Genomic DNA, 20,875 nt, shown 5'->3' on the forward strand with positions numbered 1-20,875 from the left:
GGGTGTACGACGAGTGACACGGCGAGGAACGCTCATCCGTGTCACACACTCCCATTCGCCCGCTCGAAGCGTGGTTATTAAGCGTGCGTCGGGAGGACTGGTTCGGTATGAGCGACGAGACAGAGCAGACCGAGGCCGAGGAGGCCGAGGCCGACACCGAAGCGACCGAGACCGAGCCGGAAGCAGAAGGGCTTCAGGACGGCGACTTCGTCGAGATCGACTACACCGCACGCACCGTCGAGGGCGACCAGTTGGTCGACACGACCGACCCCGACGTCGCGGAGGAGGAGGGCGTCGGCGACCAGGGCGAGTTCGCCCCGCGCACCATCGTTCTCGGTGCGGGCCACATCTTCGAGGCCGTCGAGGACGACATCGTCGGCAAGGAGGTCGGAGACTCCGGTAGCGTCACCGTCCCCGCCGCAGAGGCGTTCGGCGAGTACGACCAGGAGCAGGTCAAGACCGTCAGTGCCGACAAGATCCCCGAGGACGACCGCTACCCCGGCGCGCAGGTCAACATCGACAACCAGCAGGGCTACCTCGAGACCATCATCGGCGGCCGCGCTCGTGTCGACTACAACCACCCGCTCGCGGGCGAGGACATCGAGTACGCCTACGAGATTCTCGACACCGTCGAGGACAAGACCGAACGCGCACAGGGTCTCCTCGGCATGTTCCTCGACGTCGACCTCGAGATGCACATCCAGACCGACGAGGTCGAGGAGGAGCAGGTCGTCGAAGGCGAGGCCGCTGCCTCGGAGAACGAGGACGACGAGGAGAGCGAACCCGAGACGGAGACGGTCACCGTCGAGAAGGAGACGCTCTACATCGAGTCCACGCCGCAGCTCTCGTTCAACCAGCAGTGGATGTTCCAGAAGCAGCAGATCGCACAGCAGGTGATGGACCGCGTCGACATCGACCGCGTCATCATCCAAGAGACCATCGACGGGTCGGGCATGGGGATGCCCGGCATGATGGGTGGCATGGGCGGCATGGGCGGCATGGGCGGTGCCGAGGGCGAGGACCTCGAAGCCGCACTCGAAGACGCCGACGTCGACGCCGAGGACATCGTCGACGAACTCGACGAGGAGTAACCACCGACCCCCGACGTTTTCTTCGCGACCCACACCGTCGAGCAGTGACGTCACCGGCGAACGCGAGCGGAGACCGACGGTCTCGAGGGGGTGTCGACGACCGCGACGCGTCGTCACTGCCAGCCGTCGCGTGCGAGAGAGAAGAGCGGGAACCGGACGCAGACGGTTCGGCCAGACGCCCCACGACGGTGTGGCCGGTCGATTCGGTTCGGTCGTGTCTCAGGCCGACGTCCGCTCGAAGCCGACGGCGTCCTCACGAGGGTCGCTCACACGTTCGACGCGCGTCGGGACCACCGACGCCTCCGCCTCGTCGAACTCGATGAGGCCCGCCGCATCGAGCTTCGGGAGGTGGACGTGCCGCAGCGTCGCCTCGACGCTCTCGGGGTCGACCGGCCCGCCGTCGATGAGTTCACGCGCGATGACCTGACTGGCGAGGTCGTCGACGCTCACCGTCCCCGTCCGCTCTCGCAGGTACGAGAGCACGTGACGGCGACGCCGGTTCGCCATCAGTTCGAACGCCGCCCCCTCCGCGTCCGCACCCGTTGACACCTGTTGTCTCGTAACCATCTGGCTCATCAGAATCGCTGCGAGGACAAAACCCCTCCAGAGCGTTGTAACCGATTTCGGTCCGTTGCAGACCGTTTCACCACCGCGCTGTCGGGTGGTTTCCTGCAACTAGCCTGGAACGGTGACCCTCCCGTAATGGAGACTTTAGCAGCGGCGCGATACCGACCGAGCGGCGAAGGTGACAGCTCGCCGTCGAGACGGTTAGTCGTCGAGACGCGTCCAGACCCCGGAGAACGACTGAATTCCTCTCGAAAACGGTGACCGTCGGTGGACGTTGACTGTTGCACTACGTCTGACCCTACACCGTGTCAACAGCTACCTAACGGACGGCGGTTCAGGCGATGTCGCGACTGGTGTCGATGGCGACCCGTTCGGAGAGTTCGAGTTTGATGACCTCGTTGAGCGCGCGGCCGCCACGGAACTTCGGTACGGCTAGGCGGTTCTCGACGCTGTCGGCACCCACCGTCGTCGAGAGGTCGAACACCACGTCGGCCATGAACCGGGTCGTATCGCGGCCCTGTGGGACGTTCTGGCCGTCCAAGCAGTGGAGGATGGCCAGCCCGTTCGTGTTCGCCATGTGGTTCTGCATCTCGTTGAGGAAGTTGCGGTAGCGGTCGTGGCTCGCGCGTTCGAGGACGTCAACGGGGTCGACGATGAGGTTCGAAGCGTCGGGCAACGCGCTGACGAGTTTGGCGGCGTTGTCGATGGGCGCGTCGCCGGTGATGTGCCGGATGGTCGGGTCGCCCGTTCGGGCGGGGGAGGCGGCGATGCTCTCGCGAACCGCCTCTTCGGTTCTGCCGAGCGAGATGTACAGCGTCCCCCGCATCGCAGTGAGTTCGTTGAGGAACAGTTCGACCTGACTTCCGGGCTGGGCACAGAGGGCGATGGTACTACCGGCCGGGACGCCACCACCGAGTTTCCGGTCCAGTACCTCGATACCAGTCTGTAGCCGCTTCGCCATGGGAAACAACTCTTTGCGTGACGGTTAACAGTTTCGGAGGGTCGCACGTTCTGATAGGTTCCGGTACGCCGTGCGAGCGGCCGGCGAAGCGAGCGGGTCTCCGACCCGTGGAACGTCGATTACGGGTGAGGAAACGACTCTGTGCAGTTCTGTCCCGAGCGTGTCACGACCGAGGAGTGCCGTCCCCACGGGCGGGGCGGCGAGCGTCCGCGCCATCGCCGCGGCCTTCACCCCGTCGCGGAGACTGGCCGGTCGCGCGGACGTGACGAGTAACGACCGGTCGGCGGCCCGGAGCGCACCGGCGACGGTCCGCCCGGCCCCCGCCGGACAGTCGACGACCACGCGCTCTGGACGGGTGGCCAGCGCGTCGAGGAGTCGCCGCGTCCGGGTCCGGTCCCGTGGGAGCGTGAGCAGTCTGACGCCGGGCCAGTCGGGATGGTCGACACCGGGTGACACTCCCAGACCGTCGGTGACGGACCCGCTTCGTTCGACGCGGTGGCCCGTGTCGACCCCGGCGGTCCGGGCGAGGTCCGGCAGGTCCCGGTCTGCGTCGACGGCGAGCACATCGACCCCCCGCTCGCCGAGGGCACGAGCGACGCCGAGCGCCGTCGTCGTCTTCCCGACACCACCCTTGCCACCGGTCACCGCGAGCATACCGGTCGTGGTCGCTCGCTCGTACTTCAACCCTCGCGCGGACGCCGGCGGCGTAGCCGGAAGCACGGAGGCACGTGGGCGGACCGGGGTGAGCGCTTCGGGAGATTCAAGGCGGTTCCGGGTCCTCCCACGAACGATGCGGCACGACCACCTCATCACCGCCACACAGCTCTCGCGGGACGACATCGAGACCGTCCTCGACCGTGCCGCCGAGATTGCCGACGACCCGCCCGAGCGTGACGCGGTACTCGGCCTGCTGTTCTTCGAACCGAGCACGCGGACGAAGATGAGCTTCGACGCCGCGATGAAACGCCTCGGCGGGACGACCGTCGACATGGGCAGCGTCGACTCCTCCTCGGTGAAGAAAGGCGAGACGCTCGCCGACACCGTCCGCGTCGTCGAGGGGTACGCCGACGCGCTCGTCCTCCGTCACCCCAGCGAGGGCGCGGCGAAGATGGCGAGTCGCTTCGTCGACGTTCCACTGGTGAACGCGGGCGACGGTGCGGGCCAACACCCCTCCCAGACGCTGCTCGACCTCTACACCATCCGGGAGAACGCCGGTCTCGACGACCTGACGGTGGGTATCATGGGCGACCTGAAGTACGGCCGGACGGTCCACTCGCTGGCGAGTGCGCTGACGAACTTCGACGCTCGTCAGCACTTCATCAGTCCGGAGTCCCTCCAGTTACCCCGGAGCGTCCGCTTCGACCTCCACCAGGAGGGGGCACAGGTCCGGGAACACACCGACCTGGAGGCCATCCTGCCGGAACTCGACGTGCTGTACGTCACACGCATCCAGCGCGAGCGGTTCCCCGACGAGAACGAGTACCGGCAGGTGGCCGGTCAGTACCGCATCACCCCCGAGACCCTGGAGGACGCGAAGGACGACCTCGTGTTGATGCACCCGCTCCCGCGGGTCGACGAGATATCACCCGAGGTCGACGACCTGCCACAGGCGACGTACTTCGAACAGGCACACAACGGCGTCCCCGTTCGGATGGCGCTGCTCGACATGCTGCTGGAGAACGCCGGCGTCGAGACGGGGGGTGACTCGCGATGAGCGACCACCAACTGCGCGTCAGCAAGATCCGCAGCGGGACCGTCATCGACCACGTCCCCGGCGGCCAGGCGCTCCGGGTGCTCGCCATCCTCGGCATCGACGGGACCGGCGGCGAGACGGTCTCGGTCGCCATGAACGTACCCAGCGACGACATGGGGGCGAAGGACATCGTGAAGGTCGAGGACCGCGAGTTGAGTCAGGCCGAGGTGGACGTCATCTCGCTCATCGCCCCCGAGGCGACTATCAACATCGTCCGCGACTTCGACGTCGTCGAGAAGAACCGTGTCGTCCGCCCCGAACAGGTGACGGGCGTGCTCCAGTGTCCGAACGCGAACTGCATCACGACCGCCGACGAACCCGTCCGGAGCGAGTTCACCGTCCTCTCGGAGGGGGTTCGGTGTGTCTACTGCGACACCCTCCTCAGAGACGACATCGCCGCACACATCGACTAGTTTCAAGCGCCCCCGGTCCCGAGTGACGGTGTGCGCTCGCCCTCCCCCTCCGACCTGTTCGTCGTCTCTGGACTGACAGCGTTCGCCGCGGTGACCGGACACCTCCTGTTGGCGGTGGCCGCTGCGTTCGCGCTCCGAAGCGACACCCGACAGTGGGTCGAACGACGACTCCGTCGAGGAGAACAGCTATAACGTCGGACAGTAACGTATCCGGTGATGTCCCGCAAGGTACTCATGCTCGTTGCACTGGTCGCAGTCGCCGTCGCCTTCATGGCGCGCCGATAGACCGACAGCACCGACGACGACCACCGACCCACACGGGTCCGGTCCCCGTTTTTCGAACGACTTACCCCCGAGCCACTGCGAGGGCGGGTATGTACGGCGTCGTCACCCGCAACGCCCCCGAACTGGAGTGGTCGGAGTTCGACCGCGCGTTCTTCGAGGCGAAAGACGTCTCGGGTCGTGCCGCCGACCCCGAACCGAACGCCGTCAACATGGTGTCGTGTTTCGCGGACAACGCTGCCGCGCGAGGCAACCCCAGCCTCGTCCCGGTCGACGACGAGGGCAACCGCGCGACCCGCGAACAGCCGTACTTCGACTGGTCGTTCGTCTGTCCGACCCACCCCGACTACCGCGAGGGCCTGCTGGAGACCATCGCGGACTGTGCGGCCGTCTCGCCGGACGTGCGTCTCGACGACGTGGGGTTCCCGCGTCCAGAGTACTGTCGGTGTGACCGGTGTGAGCGGCTGTTCGCCGAGAGTAGCTCCGACGACCGCTTCGACTGGCGGGCGTCGGTCATCGAGTCGTTCGTCGCCGAGGCACGCGACCGGGTCCCCGGCCGCCTCTACCTCACGCTGTACCCCAACCCGTACCCCGGGCACCTGCGCGAGCGCACGGGTGTCGACCCCGAAGCGCTCGACGAGTACGTCGACGAGTACGTCGTCCCGATCTACGACATGGCGTACTCGACGACGTACTGGCTGGAGATACTCGCTCAGGGGTTCGTCGACGAACTGGTGACGCCCTTCTCCATCGAGTTGTACGCCGTCGACGTCGACCCAGACGCACTCGGGAAGGCGACGGAGGTGGCCGGCGCGTACGCCAAGGACGTGCTGTTCGGCTACGATGCCTCGAACGCCCGGGCGACACTTCGGCGATTCGAGGCGGACGCCCGTGAGGGCAAGCGGTTCGAACCCGAATAGCGGCTCACGCCGGCCCGTGGACGAACGGGAACGTCGCGCCACAGCTGTCGCAGGTCGTCTCCTCCTCGACCAGTCCCTCGCGTTCCGAAGCTCCGCGCTCGGTGCCGACGAAGCGACGGCCCTCGGGGACGCTGAGGTACGTCGAGGCCCTGCAGTTCGGACAGGTCGCGCCGACCAGCCCCATCAGTGCGCCTCCGCGTGCCAGGCGAGCAGGTCCTCGCGGTCACGAGTGTCCGCGGGGAGTTCGTCGAAGCCGAACCAGCGCGCCGCGCTTATCTCGCAGTCGGGGTCGGTCACCTCGGGGGCGAACGACTCCGCGCGGGCGGCGAACACCGGCAACACGCCCGTCGTCTCGTACTCCCCGGAGCGGATGGTGAGGCGGGTCACCATCGCCAGCCCGTCGTAGGTGGCGTCGACGCCCGCTTCTTCCCCGAGTTCGCGGCGAGCGGTCTGGCGGTAGCTCTCTTCGCGTTCGACACAGCCGCCGGGGAGCACCCACAGGTCGACGCCCTCGTGGCGAACGAGCAGGAGTTCGTCCGGGGCTCCGTCCGCCTCGCGGTGGACGACGGTGTGTGCGCCGTACGGTGCGCCACAGTCCCGGACGCGACGAGCGAGTCGCTCGAAGCGGCCTCGCGAGACACGTTCGGTCCGCTCGAACGCGATGTAGTCGTCGTACCGGTCGGTCAGGTCGTGGTACGCGCGCTGTGCGCGCTGGTCGGCCTCCCGGGAGAGGAACCAGCACTCGTCGACGGTCATGTCATCGTGGCACCTCGGGGCGGGGTCGCGCGGACGGGTCGGTCATTCTCGGGGGCTACACCGACCGGCCGGAAAGAGGCTTCGGCGAGCGCGGCCATCGACGGCACGCTCGGTGAATCACGGTCTTTTTGCCCGCCGGCGGGGTACCGACGGCTATGGCATTCGACGAAGACGACACGGTCGTCCTCAACGACAAGCACAGCGACTACGACGGCGAGACGGGCGTCGTCACCCAGAAGGTCGAGAACATGTTCGGCGAGGCCACCTACACCGTGAGCTTCGACGACGGGCAGGAACAGGGCGTCCCCGCCGACGCACTCGAGGCCGCCTCGGACGACGAGGACGCCGACGAGGACGCCGACGCGGACACCGACGCGGACACCGACGAGGAGTAATCGCCGTGTCGAGCGTCCCGTTCCACTACGTCGACGTCCAGGCGTTCTGCTACGCCACGGAGGACGAGGTGCGCGTCGAGCGGGCGCTCCGGACGATGCTCCCCGACGACTACCCCGTCGAACGCGCCGAGAACACCGGGTTCCACGGCGACCCCATCGTCGTCCTCTCGGCGCGTGTCGAGAACGCCGACGACGTGCGTCACGTCCTCTCGCGACTCGCCGACTCCGAGGACCTCGACGCCATCGTCGACGAACTCGACCGCCGCGTGACCGAGGACTGCGAACTGTACATGTACCTCGACAAGCAGGCCGCGCTCGCCGGCGACGTCGAACTCGGCGAGGGACTCTCGGTCCGCGGGAAGGTCGAGGCGTACCCCGCGAAGAAAGACGCCGCCGTCGAGAACGTGCGTGCGGCGCTGGGCGAACTGTAACCGTTCGCGAGCAGACTCCTCTCGGGGACTCTCCCCGTATGCTTCACTTACGGCCGCCGACGGCGGTGAACTGTGCTACTAACTAACTCTCCTCACCCGTACTGGCAGGTGGTCACAGTCGACGTACACACTGCGTAGACGCGCTGTGACCCCGACGGACGGCCGTCGGCGGTGACGGGGGTACGCCGGCTGGTCGCACACGGTCGCCCCCGATTCACCGTGGGTCGCACACCTGTCATGGGGGACGCGACGTCCCGCGAGGGACACACTCCTTCGACGAACCCGAACGGTCAACAGTGACGACGCCGAACCGCGAGGCGTGTACGAAGCCGTCACCCCTCGCCCGGACGGGTCGAGCACCGTTGCTCGGTTCGCGCTGACCGCCGCCGACCAGGGGTACGACGGCATCGTCGTCCGTGCGGACGCAGACACCGACTGTGACTACGACGCCGGAGCCATCGCCGACCGCTACGGCGTCGACGTGGTCGAGGGCTGTGAGGTCCGCGCCGACGACCGGACGGCCGCGGCGAGCGCCGTCGACCGCCTCCGGGAGCGCCACACCGTCGTCTGCGTCCGCGGTGGGACGCTCAACCGCTTCGCAGTCGAGGACCCGCGCGTCGACGTGGTGACCCGGCCGATGGTCGACGGCGACGTCAACCACGTGCTGGCGAAGGCGGCGGCGCGAAACGGCGTCCGCCTGGAGTTCGCGTTCGACCGTGTCCTGCGGGCCGACGGCGGCCGACGAGTGCAGGCGCTCCGTGGCCTCCGGAAACTCCGGGAGATGGTCGAACAGTACGACGCCCCTTTCGTCGTCAGCGCGGGTGCTGAGTCCCACCTCCACCTGCGCGCGCCCCGCGAACTGCTCGCGCTCGGCGACCTGCTGGGGTTCACGCACGACCAGGTCGAGACCGGTCTCCGCGAGTGGGGACGAATCACCGAGCGAAATCGCGAGGTCGTCTCCGATTCCTTCATTGAACCCGGCGTCAGACGTGGCAGGTATGAAGAAGACCATCGATGAACACGCCGCCCGGTTCGACTCCATCGCCGGGGAGTACGACGACAGCCAGAACGACACCGAGGAGTACCGCGCCTGCGTCTCGCTGGTGATCGAGCACGCAGACCCCAATCCGGACGACGTGGTCCTCGACCTCGGGTGTGGGACGGGGGCCATCGGCCTCTCGCTCGCCGACTCGGCGGAGCGAGTCCTCGGTCGCGACGTGAGCGAGGGGATGATGGAACGAGCCCGCGAGAAGGCCGCCGACGCCGGCATCGAGAACTTCGAGGTCGAGTACGGAACGTTCCGCGACCCGAACGTCGAATCGGCCGATATTGGGTCGTCGGAGACACCCCAGGCCGACGGTCGCGATGCTCGCGTCGACATCGTCGTGTCGAACTTCGCGATGCACCACCTCGCCAATGACGAGAAACGCGAGGCCATCCACGCCATCGCCGCGCTGAACCCCCGCCGGTTCGTGCTGGGCGACGTGATGTTCTTCGGCGAACCGAACCCGGAGAACCCGCTGTACAGCCCCGAAGTGGACGACCCCGCCACGGTCGGGATGCTCGCCGACGCGCTGACCGACGCCGGGTTCGCGCTCACCGCCGTCGAGATGGTCCACGAACAGTTCGGCGTGCTCGTCGCCGAGCGCTCGCCGAACGGCGGGCGCACCGTCGAGGAGTGAGGGCGGTCGACCGGAGTTCCCCATGAAACACCTCCCGAAACACGTCCGTCCGCGCTGGCGGTATCTCGGCGTCGGCATCGAGAGTTGGCCCGACGCTCGTATCGACCGGCGCGCGTTCCAGCGCGACCTCTGGTACGCCGCTCAGAACCTCCTGGGCGACGTCGGTAGCGCCGCCATCGACGGCACCGTCTACGGGTTCACCTTCGAAGCGGGGGTCGGCGACGCCGTCGTCCGTGTCCGGCGTGGTGAGGTCGAGCGCGCCCGAGCGGCGCTCGCCTGTCTCGACCGCGTCGACGGCCACCCGGTGCGCGTGACGGTCCGCGGTGTCAGCGGGACGGTCCGCGCCTGCGAAGAAAGCTATATACACCGCCCGCTGGAATCGACGGACGAGAAACGCGTCGAGTTCGAGGACTCGGACCGCACCGCACTCGCCCGTGGCGGACGGGTCGACGTGCGGGTCGGCGACGGGTTCGCGGGCGCGACGGATTACGACTGCTAAGCTCATCCATCTCCACCAATGCAAGGTCAAAATCAACAGCAGGCGTACGACCGCGGGATCACCATCTTCTCGCCGGACGGCCGCCTCTACCAGGTCGAGTACGCCCGTGAAGCCGTCAAGCGGGGCACCGCGAGCATCGGCGTTCGAACGAACGACGGCGTCGTCCTCGTCGTCGACAAGCGCATCCGCTCGCCCCTCCTCGAAGGGACGAGCGTCGAGAAACTCCACAAGGTCGACGACCACGTCGGCATCGCCAGCGCCGGCCACGTCGCCGACGCCCGACAGCTCATCGACTACGCGCGCCGACAGGCGCAGGTCGAGCAGCTCCGGTACGGCGAACCCATCGGCGTCGAACCGCTGACGAAGATGGTCGTCGACAACATCCAGCAGTACACGCAGGTCGGCGGCGCACGCCCGTTCGGCGTCGCGCTCATCATCGGCGGCGTCGAGGACGGCGAACCGCGCCTCTACGAGACCGACCCCTCGGGGACGCCCTACGAATGGAAGGCGCTCGCCGTCGGCGGCAACCGCAACGACATCGAGGACTACCTCAAGGAGAACTACACCGAGGAGATGGACCTCGACGCGGGCGTCGGCCTCGCGCTCGAAGCGCTCGACTCGGTCAACGAGGAGGGTCTGCAGGCGGAGGGCCTCGGCGTCGCCACCGTGGACGTCGAGACCGAGCAGTACCGCGAACTGCCCGTCGACGAGGTCGACGAGTACCTCACCGAACACGACCTGCTGGCCGACGACGAGCCAGAGGAGTAACGGGTCGGCCGTCACTGCTCACGATTTTCACGGCACCGGAGCGACTGCACTGGCCGGCGTACACCAGCAACGAGACGACACGCGCGGCCGTCACGGGCAGTACGCGGCGGTCGTCGAGGGAAGCGGGAAACACACTTGAACCGTGGTGCGGTACGTATCGGCATGATTTCGCTGGACGAAGCGGTGACGGCCCGACTCGAATCCCACGGGGCGCGCTTCGAGGTGCTCATCGACCCGGACGCCGCTCTCGCGATGAAACGTGGCGAGTTCGACGGCGATTTGGAGGAGGTCATCGCCGCAGAGGACGTCTTCGAGGACGCCTCGCGGGGGGACCGACCCGCCGAATCGGACCTCGAGGACGTGTTCGACACAACCGACCCGATGGCAATCATCCCCGAAGTGGTCCGTCGCGGTGAGATACAGATCACGGCCGAGCAGCGCCGCGAGATGCAAGAACAGAAACGCCGACAGCTCGTCAACACCATCGCGCGAAACGCGGTCAACCCGCAGATGGACGACGCCCCCCACCCGCCCGAGCGCATCGAACGGGCGCTGGAGGAGGCGCGGTTCAAGGTCGACCCGATGGAACCCGTCGAGAACCAGGTCGACGACGCCCTCGACGTGCTCCGACCGGTCATCCCCATCCGGTTCGACGAGATGACCGTCGCCGTCCGCCTGCCCCCCGACTACGCCGGGAGCGGGCAGGCCCGGGTCCGCCAGTTCGGCGAACTCGAACGCGAGGAGTGGCAGAACGACGGCGGCTGGGTCGGCGTCGTCACCTTCCCGGCGGGCATCCAGAACGACCTCTACGACCTGGTCAACGAGGTGTCCTCCGGCGAGGCCGAGACGCGCGTCATCAAGGACGAGGACGAACTGTCGACGCGGTAGCGGCTCTCGCGGCTTTTGCGGCGTCGGTGTCGTCGGTAGCGTCGGTGGCGCAGATTCGAAGGGCCGGTGTCCGGCGAGACGGAGCGGACGCTCCAGCGTTGGTCCGATCGAGAAAGTGAGTCGAGCGCTATCCGAGTTTGAAGCCGGCCATGAACCCTGCGGCGAAGCCGCCGGAGATGGAGACCGTCGAGAGGACGCTCATCAGGAAGTCCGGGGGCTGACTCGACGTCGCCGCACTGCCGGCGTCGAGCATGCCGCCGGAGATGCGCTCCCAGTCGACGGTGAGGATGCCCTCCGATTCGAGGAACTTGAACGCGGCCAACTGGAGGCCGACGAGGACGGCGATCACCTTCGCGATCTTCTTCGCGGCGAACCCCATGACGCCGCCGATGACCCCGCCGGTGCCGAGGTCGAGACCGAGTTGTGTCGGGTCGATTCCTGCCATGTGAGTGTCAGGGAAACCGACTGGTAAACCTCTTGCGACTAGCTGTGTAGCCCGAGGAACGTGACGCCCGAGTGGGGACTGCCCGGAAGTTAAATAGTCGCACGTCCTAACGCCGCGTGAGTGACCGCCACACACCGCGACCCCGAGACGGCCGTCATCGCCGCACGCGCCGACGCCGGGGAACCCGACACGGAGGAGATTCGTGACCTCGCTGCGGCGGCCGGCCTCACGGTCGCCGGCGAGGTGACCCAGACGCGCAAGGAGGACCCTGCGCTCTGTCTCGGGGAGGGGAAAGTCGAGGAACTCGCCGCGACCGTCGACGAGACGGGCGCGGGCGTGGTCGTCTTCGACAACCGCCTCGGCCCGTACCAGACGTACAACCTCGGGACCAAACTCCCCGAGGGCGTCGAGGTGAAAGACCGCTTCCGGCTCATCCTCGACATCTTCGGCCAGCGCGCCCAGACCCGCAAAGCCCAACTCCAGGTCGAACTCGCCGAGTTGCGCTACGAACTCCCGCGCGTCGAGGCGAAGGTGTCGCTGGCCCGACGCGACGAGCGCCCCGGTTTCATGGGGCTCGGTGAGTACGACGACTCGCGCGAACGGGACATCAAATCGCGCATCTCGCGCATCCGGGACGAACTCCAGCGTATCGAGGACGACGAGGAACACCGCCGCGAACAGCGCCGCGAGTCCGGGTTCGACCTCGTCGCGCTCGCCGGCTACACGAACGCCGGGAAGTCGACGCTCCTCCGACGCCTCGCCGCCGACCTCGACGTCGACGAGAACGAGGACCTCCACCCGGACCTCGACAAGACCGCCGAGTCCCAGGACAAACTGTTCACGACGCTCGGGACGACGACCCGACGAGTCGACACCGACCGGCGGAACGTGCTCGTCACCGACACCGTCGGGTTCGTCTCGGACCTCCCCCACTGGCTCGTCGAGTCGTTCAAGTCCACGCTCGACGCCGTCTACCGCGCGGACCTCGTCTTGCTGGTCGTCGATGTCTCCGAACCCGTCGAGGACATCCGCCAGAAGCTCGTGACGAGTCACGACACCCTCTACGAGCGCAACGAGGCACCCATCGTCACCGTGCTCAACAAGGTCGACAAGGTGTCCGCCGACGAGGTCGAGCGCAAACGCGAGGCGCTGGCCGCCCTCGCCCCCGACCCCGTCGCCGTCAGCGGGAAGGAGGGTCTCGACATCGACACGCTGCTTGGGCGCATCGACACGGACCTCCCCCCCTACGACCGCGAGCGTCTCGTCCTCCCGATGAGCGACGAGGCGATGAGCCTCGTCTCGTGGATCCACGACCACGCCCACGTCCGGGAAGTCGACTACGCCGACGAGGTGGTCGTCGACTTCGAGGCGCGGCCCTCCATCGTCGAGCGCGCCCGAGCGCGTGCGAACGACATCGCCGTCCCCGCCGAGTCGTAGTTCGCCCCCGTTCTCGACCGTCCCGAAGTCACCCCCGGCCCCGAGAGCTAACTGCTCGCGCGTCGACTCCGCGAGCGTGTCCTACGACCTGCGCCCGACCGAGGCAGAACTGAGCGAGGCACGCGCGCTCGTCGGCGTCGCCCTCGACACCTGCGAACGGAGCGACCTGCTCGGCGACCCGCTGGAGACACCGCTGCACGTCGCGCTGGGGTGGACCGACAGCGAGAGCGTCCGCGAGGAGCGACGGGGCGTCTCGGGGACGACGTTCGGGGCGGGCGAGGTCGAACTGGCGTTCAACGCCGACGTCTCGGGGTGGACCGACGCGCTCGGCCCGGTCGTCGCCCAGCAGTTCGGCCGTGCGTGGGCCGACGACCGAATCGAGGTGGCGTTCCGCTGGCAGCGCCTCCTGCGTGAGGCGCTCGCCCACGGGTTCGCGACGCGAACGCACCCGGACGCCCCGACCTCGTGGCGTGAGACCGACGAGGCAGCCCTGACCGACCGGTGGGCGGCGATTCGCGACGAACTGGGAGAGCGAGACGACCTGCCGGCCGACCGGGTCACGATGGGCGTGGCGGCCGCTGTGAGCGACCGGCTGGCGGCGGAGACCGAGGACGCGACGCTCGGGTCGTGGGTCGACCTCGACCGCGGGGCCGTCCAGCGGGCGGGTGACGCCGCGTTCGGGTGAGTCGGCCCGCCGGCGAGCAGCGCGTTACAGCGAGCGTTTCTCCTTCGAGACGACCCGGACGTTCTCGATGCGGGTGCCGGGGTACTGGCCGTCGGCGTCCTTCTCCGCGGCTTTCACCATGTCCCAGACGACGTTGAGTCCGGTCGTCACGCCCTCCAGCGCCTCCATCTCACAGCCGGTCTTCCCGGTCGTCTCGACGGCCACCTCCGCGGTGACGCGGTCGTCCTCGACGGCGAACGCCGTCTCGACGTTCGTGATGGGTATCTGGTGGCACATCGGGATGGTCTCCCAGGTGTGTTTCACCGCCTGGACCGCGCCGATGCGGGCCGTCGCCAGCACGTCGCCCTTCGAGAGCGCGTCGTCGCGGATGGCCGCGACGGTCCCCGGAGAGAGGTGAATCTCGCCGGCGGCGACCGCCCGTCGTGCGGTGTCGGGTTTCGCCCCTACGTCCACCATCTGGACCTCGCCGCGCTCGTCGGTGTGAGTCAGGTCGTCGCCGGGGCTACCGGCGTCGTTCGCGTCGGTGGCTCCTCCGGGTTCCTCGCTCTCGTCCTCGTTCATGACTCCGGTCGGTCCTCGCCCCAGATAGCTCGTGGGATACGGTCGAGGAGGTCCGAGGCGAGCAACCCGCCGCCGGGGGCGTGCTCCTCGGCGACGAGTTCGCCGGCCCGCCCGTTGACGTACGGAGCGACGCAGGCCGCCTCGAAGGGGTCGAGCGTCGCCACCATCGCCGCGGTGATGCCCGCGAGCGTGTCGCCGGTCCCGCCGACGGTCATCCCCGGGGTGCCTGCCCGACAGACCCGCGTCCGCTCGCCGTCGGAGACGACGTCCGTCTTCGCCTTCGCGAGGACGACGTGGCCTAACTCTGCCGCGAGCGACTCGACGGCGTCCTCGTCGCCTCGGAAGTCCTCGACGGCCTCGCCGCCCAACTCGACGAACTCGTGGCTGTTCGGCGTCAACACGAGGTCGGCGTCGGTGTCGACCTCGGGGACGACCGAGAGCGCGTCGGCGTCGACGACCGCTCGGCCCTCGAACGAGTCGAGGAACTCGCGGACCGCGTCGAGGGTGTCGTCGGCGCTCCCGAGACCCGGACCCAGTACGACGACGTCGTCGTGGTCGTGGGCCGTCTCGACGAGGTCCGGGACGTGCTCGGGGGTAAGCCGCTCGCCGTCGTACGGCTGGACGATGAGGTCCTCGGCGTAGCTCGCGATAGGTGTCTTCACCGACTCGGGGACGGCGACGAACGAGAGGTCCGCACCCGCTCGGAGCGCCCCCTGTGCGGCCATTGCGGGCGCACCGGTGTACGGACCGCCACCGATTACGAACACCCGGCCGTTGTCGCCCTTGGTCTCGCCGCCGCGACGGACCCGCTGGAGGTCCCCCCGCTCGACGAACCGTTCTGCGGCCGCGGGGATGCCGATGTCCGCGACGGTCACGACGCAGTCGAGGGCGTCGAGACCGGGTTTCGCGTCGTGGAACGTGACGACGTGGTCGGCGTCGACGGCGGGCGTGGCGCGGTCGCCGGTGTCGGCGTCGACCCCGGAGGGGACGTCGACGGCGACGACCGTCGCGTCGAGGGCGTCGACGGCCTCGATGGCACTGCGTTCGGGTTCGCGGGGGTCGCCGGTGACGCCGGTACCGAGCATCGCGTCGACGACCACGTCGGGGGCACCGAGGTCGAGGGTCGTCGAGTCCCGGACCTCGCGAGCGTCGAGGTCGGCGCGCTGGAGCGCCGCCCAGTTCTCGCGAGCGATGTCGGTCGAGATGGTCTCGGCGCGCCCGAGCAGGTGGACCGTCACGTCGTACTCGGACAGGAACCGGGCGGCGACGAGGCCGTCGCCGCCGTTGTTCCCGCGACCGGCGACGATGGCGACCCGTGCGCCGGGGTCGGCGACCTCCCTCACGACGCGGGCGACGGCGTTGCCACTCGACTCCATCAACTGCTTCCGTGGGACGCCGAGGGCCGCCGCGTTCTCGTCGACGACGGCCATCTCGTCGGCGGATATCATACCGACGCGGACTCGCGGCGAGGGGTTAAACGTGCGGGCGACCGGCGAGGAGCGGCCCCGACAGCGCGCCGCGAGCACTCACCGTCGAATCTCGAACCCCTCGACGCCCTCGGGAGGTTCGGTCTCGGCGGTCACGTCCTCGACGCGTGCTCGTCTCGGTCCGTCCTCGCACCACGCCAGCAGGCGTTCGACGGCGTTCTCGGGGCCTTCGAACACCGCCTCGACGCGGCCGTCGGTGCGGTTGCGGACCCAGCCGTCGACGCCGAGTTCGGTCGCGGCCTCGCGCGTCGACGCCCGGTAGGTCACCCCCTGGACGCGGCCGGTGACGAACACGTGACGGCGGACGCGCTGGTCGGTCGGAGCGCCGGACTCGTGGTCGGACATGGCTCGGGGTACACGCGTCAGGGTGATGAACGGTACGGCGAAGGACCACCACCGTTATACACCAGTGTCCGAAATCGAGAGTGGTTCGTGGGTCCCCGCTGGGATTCCGCTACTGCTCTCGCAGACCCACGACCGTCTCCGGGGGGTCTCCCCCGTCTCTACTCACGTCTCGCCGCCGGTCCTGAGGTGGAAGAACACGTACGTCTGGGCGTAGCCCGCGTAGTCGCCGCCGAAGCGCTCGCGGATGGCCCGCGAGGTCTCGGCGTAGTTCCCACCCTCGCAGTCGGGGTAGTGATCGGCGATGGCCGTCCGAATCCACGTGTCGAGGGGCACCGCTTCGAGGAAGTCCAGCGAGAACAGCGCCACGCAGTCGGCGACCTTCTCGCCGACGCCGACGAACTGTGTGAGGAACTCGCGGGCGTCCTCGTAGTCGAGGCTCCGGGCGGTGTCGGGGTGGGCCTCGCCCGTCGCGACCATCTCGGCGGTCCGGGCGACGTAGGGGGCGCGATACCCCAGACTCAGGTCCCGGAGGTCGACTTCGGTGGCCGTCGCCAACTGCTCGGGCGTGGGGAACGCGTGGTAGGTCGCGCCGTCGAACTCGACGGGCGTGCCGTACTCGCGGGCGAGGCGCTCTTGCATCCCGTGGATGCGCGAGACGCGCATCTGCGCAGAGCAGATGAACGAGACGAGACAGGGGAACGACGGGTCCCGAACGAGACGCATCCCGCGATATCGGTCGAACGCGGCGTCGAGCAGGGGGTCCTCGGGGGTGGCCGCCATGATGGCGTCGAGGTCGTCGTCCAGTCTGAGTAGTCGCACGAGGTGGTCGTGGGCGTCGACGGCGGCCTCCCACTCCAGACGACCGTCGTGCTGGCGGGCGCGGACGACCGCGGGGGCCCCGCCGGTCACGGCTTCGGGGACGACCGTCGAGTACCACGCGTCGCCACCGTGGGCGAGGGTGTCCTCGAACATCCGGTCGTCCTCGCGCGACCAGACGTAGGTCTGGCCGCTCTCGACGGTCGCCTGCAGGTCGAACCCCCCGGGAAGCGTCTCCAGCGGTATCTCGCCCGTCTCCATCGTCCGCCCTACGCGAGACTCCGTGTTGGCGGTTTCGAAGGCGGGCGAAGGTTCTTGCCAACGCGCGGACAAGGTGTGCTATGGATTGTCGTGTCGTCGTCGAGGCCGCGGTGCCGGTGTACGACGTGGGGACCGCGGAGGAGGCCGTCCGCATCGGTATCTCCAAGACGGGTGACATGCTCAACCCGGACCTCAACTACGTCGAGATCTCGATGGGCGAGCGCCACTGTCCGCACTGCCGGGAGGAACTCGAACCGGCGTTCGTCGCCGCCGACGAGGGGTTGGTCTCGCTCGAACTGGAGATGACGGTGTTCAACGTCCAGGACGAGCAACACGCCTCGCGTATCGCGCGCAAGGAGATCGGCCAGCGGATGCGCAACATCCCGCTCGACGTCCTCCACGTCGACGTGATCGAGGAGGAGGACGACGACGGCGACGACGGTAACGACGACACGGCGGTCGATTCGACGAACGAGAGCGTCACCGACGGTGGCGACATGATTCCGGACGTCGAGGAACTCATCGAGGAGTAGCGGCGACCGACACGACGCCCCACAGCGTTCGGCGAGATTCTACCGGTTCGGCGGGAGTCGAGCGGCGGCGCTCGGGTGGTGGCTCATGCGAGTCCCCTGCCGGCGCGAGCGTCGTCACTCGACGCCTGCTGTCGTGGGGGGACCGCGTCGAGAACTCAGTCGGCGGTAGCGGAGACCGGCTGCTCCTCTGCAGTCATCTCTCCGGTGATTCCGTCAGCCAGTGCGAAGACGGCACGTTTGTGCTCGGTCTTCGACTTGTGAATAGATGTCGGGCGAACGCCGAGTTCGTCGTAGCGCTCGTGGTCGACGTCCGTGGCGTTGGAGGCCTCGTAGTGGTTTCGTACCTGTGCAAGCAGGCCGTGAAGGTGGATGAGTTCCTGCTTTTTCATGCTCAGAAGCGGATAACGACTGGGAGCATATAGTATTACCCTGAGTACCGTTAGCACGTTCCGCGGATACAGGGCCTCAGAGGGCCGCAGAACACGTTTCTCGATTGAACACTCTCTCCTTCGATGATGGGGAAATTCACGTCAGAACGCCGGTCGAACGTCCTCGTCAGCCGAGCTGTTTCAGCGTCTCGAGGTCGTGTTCGGTCCGTGTGAACTCGGCCGTCCGGCGGGTGGCGTGACAGTTCGGACAGTTGAACGTCCGATTGTGCTCGGGCAGATCGCGGGGGGACGCCTCCCACTGTTTACCGCACTCGGGACAGAGCAGTCTCACGTACGTTTCCGTCGGCATACCTCTGTGTGCGTCGGCCTGTCACAAAAGCGTTGACCTCGCGGGGACGCCGGCCGGTGGCGTCACCGAGCCGTCGTGCGGTCGCGAGCGGTGAAGGAGAGGAGAGAGGGACCGCTCGTCGCGGCGTGCGCCAGTCCGTCAGTTCGTCACGGTGGTGACGTCGGCCGCTTCGAGCAGTTCCTTGTAGCGGTTGCGGATGGTGACCTCCGAGATGTTCGCCACGTCGCTGACCTGCGACTGCGTCACCTTCTCGTTGGTGAGCAGCGCGGCGGCGTAGATGGCCGCGGCGGCCAGACCGACGGGCGACTTCCCGCTGAGCAGCCCCGCATCGCGAGCGCCCCGGAGTAGGTCACGGGCGCGACGCTCGGACTCGTCGGAGAGTTCGAGGTCGCTGGCGAACCGCGGGACGTAGCTCTCGGGGTCCGCGGGCTTGATCTCCAGATTGAGCTGTCGGATGATGTAGCGGTACGTCCGGGTCAGCTCCATCTTGTCGATGCGCGAGACCATCGTCACCTCGTCGAGCGAGCGCGGGGTTCCGGCCTGTCGCGCCGACGCGTACAGGGCGGCCGTCGCGACGCCCTCGATGGAGCGTCCCGGCAGGAGGTCCTCGCTGAGTGCGCGGCGGTAGATGACGCTCGCGGTCTCCCGGACGTTCTCGGGGAGGCCGAGCGCACTCGCCATGCGGTCGATCTCGCCGAGCGCCTGCTTGAGGTTGCGCTCCTTCGAGTCGCGGGTGCGGAACCGCTCGTTCCACGTGCGCAATCGCTGCATCTTCGCACGCTGGCGCGAGGACAGCGCCCGTCCGTAGGCGTCCTTGTCCTGCCAGCCGATGTTCGTCGACAGTCCGTTGTCGTGCATCATGTTCGTCGTCGGCGCACCGACGCGGGACTTGCTGTCCTTCTCGCTGGCGTCGAACGCGCGCCACTCGGGGCCGCGGTCGACGGCGTCCTCCTCGACGACGAGACCGCAGTCCTGACAGACCGTCTCGCCGTGTTCGCTGTCGCTGACGAGGCGGCCGCTGCACTCGGGGCAGGTCCGTACCGCCTCCTGTTCTTCCTGTTCGGCCTCCGCCTCGGCCATCTCCTCGGTGTACGTTCGTATCGTTGTGTCACTCATGATAGGACTGGTGCACGCCGTCGGCCGAGTGCGGGAACCACCCCTCGGCAGCGGCGCGTCTTCACTCTTAGTTAGCCCGCAAACTATTTAAAGTTGTCGCAGCCATCGAAGGTGAAATCGGCGTATGTGACCGTCACGGCGCGGATATTGTGATACGTGCCACCACGCCGACCGACCCGGCAGAGAATATAACGTTTCCGCATCGTTCGTCACCGCGTCGAGTCGTGACCAACGTTTATCACCCTGACCGCTGTGACGACTAGTAATCAACCGTGCCCGGCCGCCGTGCGTGCCGTGTTCGACCAGGAAACCATGACAACAATCGCAGAACTCGGTCTGCCAGCGGAATCGTTCGCCCTCAGCGAGGCGTTCACGCAGTGTCCGGACCTCCGTATCGACGTGCTCCAGGGGGTCGCCCACAACACGACGGGGCTCTCGAACCTCGTCTGGGTGGAGACGGGCGACGTCGACGCCGCCGACGCGGCGTTGAAAGACGACAGCACCGTCTCGGACGTCGAGATGCTCGGCGACATCGACGGGAAGTGGCTCTACACGATGCAGTGGAAGACCCCCGTTTCGGTGGCGCTCGCCGTCCTCTTGGAGGACGCGACGATGCTCGGCGCGACCGGCGACGACGACGGCTGGTCGTTCCGGGTACTGTTCCCGAAACGCAACGCGCTGTCCATCGCGGCGAGCGTCTTCGAGCAGTACGACGTCAACCTCCGTATCGAGCGCATCTACGAACTGGGCACGGGCGGCGAACACGGCGAGTACGACCTCACCGACGAGCAACGCGAGGCGCTCGAAGCCGCGTTGGAGAAGGGCTACTTCAAGGTCCCGCGGGACACGACGCTCGGCTCTATCGCCGACGACCTCGGAATCTCCCACCAAGCGCTCTCCGAACGCCTCCGGCGGGCCAACGAGATTCTCGCCGAGGTGGCGATTCAGCCGCCACGGAGCAGCGAAGAACAGGAACTCCCACAGGACGACTGACCGTCGCCAGAGCCGAGACGGCCGAGACGGATAGAACGGCCGGGATGGCAAG

The 20,875-nt window shown here is 67.8% G+C and carries 29 protein-coding genes; 16 read left to right on the top strand and 13 right to left on the bottom strand.

What is annotated here, in order from left to right; translation table 11 throughout:
• Positions 1-107: 107 nt before the first annotated feature.
• A complete protein-coding gene (locus M1L36_RS18910) occupies positions 108-1,091 on the top strand; it encodes an FKBP-type peptidyl-prolyl cis-trans isomerase (protein ID WP_250875296.1) in 984 nt (327 codons plus the stop codon).
• Between the two features lie 219 nt (positions 1,092-1,310).
• Here the strand turns inward: M1L36_RS18910 and M1L36_RS18915 are convergent, their stop codons facing one another.
• The 3 genes from M1L36_RS18915 to M1L36_RS18925 all read right to left on the bottom strand — a co-directional run bounded on the left by M1L36_RS18915 (position 1,311) and on the right by M1L36_RS18925 (position 3,273).
• Positions 1,311-1,658, bottom strand: coding sequence for a DUF7344 domain-containing protein (locus M1L36_RS18915; protein WP_250875297.1), 348 nt, complete (start codon positions 1,656-1,658; stop codon positions 1,311-1,313).
• A gap of 334 nt (positions 1,659-1,992) precedes the next feature.
• Entirely contained in the window at positions 1,993-2,619 is a 627-nt protein-coding gene (locus M1L36_RS18920) for an RAD55 family ATPase (RefSeq protein WP_250875298.1), read from the bottom strand.
• Positions 2,620-2,643: 24 nt separating this feature from the next.
• Positions 2,644-3,273, bottom strand: coding sequence for a MinD/ParA family ATP-binding protein (locus tag M1L36_RS18925; protein WP_250875299.1), 630 nt, complete (start codon positions 3,271-3,273; stop codon positions 2,644-2,646).
• A gap of 136 nt (positions 3,274-3,409) precedes the next feature.
• On the opposite strand from M1L36_RS18925, the gene pyrB reads away from it, so the two are divergent.
• The 4 genes from pyrB to M1L36_RS18945 all read left to right on the top strand — a co-directional run bounded on the left by pyrB (position 3,410) and on the right by M1L36_RS18945 (position 5,987).
• Complete coding sequence (pyrB, locus tag M1L36_RS18930; protein ID WP_250875300.1) at positions 3,410-4,333, top strand: aspartate carbamoyltransferase; 924 nt, start codon at positions 3,410-3,412, stop codon at positions 4,331-4,333.
• Positions 4,330-4,785, top strand: a complete 456-nt coding sequence (gene pyrI / locus M1L36_RS18935) for an aspartate carbamoyltransferase regulatory subunit (RefSeq protein WP_250875301.1) — start codon at positions 4,330-4,332, stop codon at positions 4,783-4,785. The genes pyrB and pyrI overlap by 4 nt, the downstream gene beginning before the upstream one ends.
• Before the next feature lie 30 nt (positions 4,786-4,815).
• Positions 4,816-4,977 carry a hypothetical protein gene (locus M1L36_RS18940; RefSeq protein ID WP_250875302.1) on the top strand — a complete coding sequence of 54 codons (162 nt, stop codon included), beginning with the start codon at positions 4,816-4,818 and terminating at the stop codon, positions 4,975-4,977.
• Between the two features lie 182 nt (positions 4,978-5,159).
• Positions 5,160-5,987, top strand: coding sequence for a hypothetical protein (locus tag M1L36_RS18945; protein ID WP_250875303.1), 828 nt, complete (start codon positions 5,160-5,162; stop codon positions 5,985-5,987).
• 4 nt (positions 5,988-5,991) lie between these two features.
• Here M1L36_RS18945 and M1L36_RS18950 read toward each other — a convergent pair whose 3' ends face one another.
• Together M1L36_RS18950 and M1L36_RS18955 are read right to left on the bottom strand one after the other, a co-directional pair.
• Positions 5,992-6,171 (bottom strand): hypothetical protein, encoded by a 180-nt coding sequence (locus M1L36_RS18950; protein WP_250875304.1) that lies wholly within the window; start codon positions 6,169-6,171, stop codon positions 5,992-5,994.
• The gene (locus M1L36_RS18955) at positions 6,171-6,743 is read right to left on the bottom strand and encodes an NUDIX hydrolase (protein ID WP_250875305.1); all 573 of its coding nucleotides are present in this window, start codon (positions 6,741-6,743) and stop codon (positions 6,171-6,173) included. The genes M1L36_RS18950 and M1L36_RS18955 overlap by 1 nt, the downstream gene beginning before the upstream one ends.
• 155 nt (positions 6,744-6,898) lie before the next feature.
• Here M1L36_RS18955 and M1L36_RS18960 point away from each other — a divergent pair, with 155 nt between their 5' ends.
• From M1L36_RS18960 to M1L36_RS18990, 7 genes are all read left to right on the top strand, one after another.
• Complete coding sequence (locus tag M1L36_RS18960; protein ID WP_250875306.1) at positions 6,899-7,138, top strand: DUF1918 domain-containing protein; 240 nt, start codon at positions 6,899-6,901, stop codon at positions 7,136-7,138.
• A gap of 5 nt (positions 7,139-7,143) precedes the next feature.
• Entirely contained in the window at positions 7,144-7,569 is a 426-nt protein-coding gene (locus tag M1L36_RS18965) for an RNA-binding protein (RefSeq protein ID WP_250875307.1), read from the top strand.
• A gap of 319 nt (positions 7,570-7,888) precedes the next feature.
• Complete coding sequence (locus M1L36_RS18970; RefSeq protein ID WP_250875308.1) at positions 7,889-8,587, top strand: RNase P subunit p30 family protein; 699 nt, start codon at positions 7,889-7,891, stop codon at positions 8,585-8,587.
• The gene (locus M1L36_RS18975; protein WP_250875309.1) at positions 8,568-9,251 is read left to right on the top strand and encodes a class I SAM-dependent methyltransferase; all 684 of its coding nucleotides are present in this window, start codon (positions 8,568-8,570) and stop codon (positions 9,249-9,251) included. The genes M1L36_RS18970 and M1L36_RS18975 overlap by 20 nt, the downstream gene beginning before the upstream one ends.
• A gap of 22 nt (positions 9,252-9,273) precedes the next feature.
• Positions 9,274-9,750, top strand: coding sequence for an Rpp14/Pop5 family protein (locus M1L36_RS18980; RefSeq protein WP_250875310.1), 477 nt, complete (start codon positions 9,274-9,276; stop codon positions 9,748-9,750).
• A gap of 18 nt (positions 9,751-9,768) precedes the next feature.
• The gene (psmA, locus tag M1L36_RS18985; protein WP_250875311.1) at positions 9,769-10,518 is read left to right on the top strand and encodes an archaeal proteasome endopeptidase complex subunit alpha; all 750 of its coding nucleotides are present in this window, start codon (positions 9,769-9,771) and stop codon (positions 10,516-10,518) included.
• A gap of 162 nt (positions 10,519-10,680) precedes the next feature.
• A complete protein-coding gene (locus M1L36_RS18990; RefSeq protein ID WP_250875312.1) occupies positions 10,681-11,406 on the top strand; it encodes a ribosome assembly factor SBDS in 726 nt (241 codons plus the stop codon).
• Between the two features lie 127 nt (positions 11,407-11,533).
• On the opposite strand, the gene M1L36_RS18995 is transcribed toward M1L36_RS18990, so the two are convergent.
• Positions 11,534-11,851, bottom strand: a complete 318-nt coding sequence (locus M1L36_RS18995; protein WP_250875313.1) for an FUN14 domain-containing protein — start codon at positions 11,849-11,851, stop codon at positions 11,534-11,536.
• Positions 11,852-11,971: 120 nt separating this feature from the next.
• On the opposite strand from M1L36_RS18995, the gene hflX reads away from it, so the two are divergent.
• Both hflX and M1L36_RS19005 read left to right on the top strand, forming a co-directional pair.
• A complete protein-coding gene (gene hflX, locus M1L36_RS19000; protein WP_250875314.1) occupies positions 11,972-13,288 on the top strand; it encodes a GTPase HflX in 1,317 nt (438 codons plus the stop codon).
• Positions 13,289-13,364: 76 nt separating this feature from the next.
• The gene (locus M1L36_RS19005; protein ID WP_250875315.1) at positions 13,365-13,973 is read left to right on the top strand and encodes a hypothetical protein; all 609 of its coding nucleotides are present in this window, start codon (positions 13,365-13,367) and stop codon (positions 13,971-13,973) included.
• A 24-nt stretch (positions 13,974-13,997) separates the two neighbouring features.
• Here M1L36_RS19005 and moaC read toward each other — a convergent pair whose 3' ends face one another.
• The 4 genes from moaC to M1L36_RS19025 all read right to left on the bottom strand — a co-directional run bounded on the left by moaC (position 13,998) and on the right by M1L36_RS19025 (position 17,443).
• Positions 13,998-14,534, bottom strand: coding sequence for a cyclic pyranopterin monophosphate synthase MoaC (moaC, locus tag M1L36_RS19010; RefSeq protein ID WP_305794566.1), 537 nt, complete (start codon positions 14,532-14,534; stop codon positions 13,998-14,000).
• A complete protein-coding gene (locus M1L36_RS19015; RefSeq protein WP_250875316.1) occupies positions 14,531-15,982 on the bottom strand; it encodes an NAD(P)H-hydrate dehydratase in 1,452 nt (483 codons plus the stop codon). The genes moaC and M1L36_RS19015 overlap by 4 nt, the downstream gene beginning before the upstream one ends.
• A 78-nt stretch (positions 15,983-16,060) precedes the next feature.
• Positions 16,061-16,366, bottom strand: coding sequence for an acylphosphatase (locus M1L36_RS19020; RefSeq protein WP_250875317.1), 306 nt, complete (start codon positions 16,364-16,366; stop codon positions 16,061-16,063).
• A gap of 162 nt (positions 16,367-16,528) precedes the next feature.
• Positions 16,529-17,443, bottom strand: coding sequence for a DNA-3-methyladenine glycosylase family protein (locus M1L36_RS19025; RefSeq protein WP_250875318.1), 915 nt, complete (start codon positions 17,441-17,443; stop codon positions 16,529-16,531).
• 80 nt (positions 17,444-17,523) lie between these two features.
• Here M1L36_RS19025 and M1L36_RS19030 point away from each other — a divergent pair, with 80 nt between their 5' ends.
• Positions 17,524-17,976: a DUF555 domain-containing protein gene (locus M1L36_RS19030; protein WP_250875319.1), complete on the top strand. Its 453-nt coding sequence runs from the start codon at positions 17,524-17,526 to the stop codon at positions 17,974-17,976.
• Between the two features lie 155 nt (positions 17,977-18,131).
• Here the strand turns inward: M1L36_RS19030 and M1L36_RS19035 are convergent, their stop codons facing one another.
• From M1L36_RS19035 to M1L36_RS19045, 3 genes are all read right to left on the bottom strand, one after another.
• A complete protein-coding gene (locus M1L36_RS19035; RefSeq protein ID WP_250875320.1) occupies positions 18,132-18,365 on the bottom strand; it encodes a UPF0058 family protein in 234 nt (77 codons plus the stop codon).
• A gap of 166 nt (positions 18,366-18,531) precedes the next feature.
• Positions 18,532-18,714: a DUF7836 family putative zinc-binding protein gene (locus M1L36_RS19040; RefSeq protein WP_250875321.1), complete on the bottom strand. Its 183-nt coding sequence runs from the start codon at positions 18,712-18,714 to the stop codon at positions 18,532-18,534.
• Positions 18,715-18,852: 138 nt separating this feature from the next.
• Entirely contained in the window at positions 18,853-19,830 is a 978-nt protein-coding gene (locus tag M1L36_RS19045; RefSeq protein WP_250875322.1) for a transcription initiation factor IIB, read from the bottom strand.
• 312 nt (positions 19,831-20,142) lie between these two features.
• Between M1L36_RS19045 and M1L36_RS19050 the strand changes: the two genes are divergently transcribed.
• Positions 20,143-20,823: a helix-turn-helix domain-containing protein gene (locus tag M1L36_RS19050; RefSeq protein ID WP_250875323.1), complete on the top strand. Its 681-nt coding sequence runs from the start codon at positions 20,143-20,145 to the stop codon at positions 20,821-20,823.
• Positions 20,824-20,875 lie beyond the last annotated feature (52 nt).

It is taken from the genome of Halomarina rubra (genome assembly GCF_023699475.1).
In the GTDB taxonomy this organism is placed as follows: domain Archaea; phylum Halobacteriota; class Halobacteria; order Halobacteriales; family Haloarculaceae; genus Halomarina; species Halomarina rubra.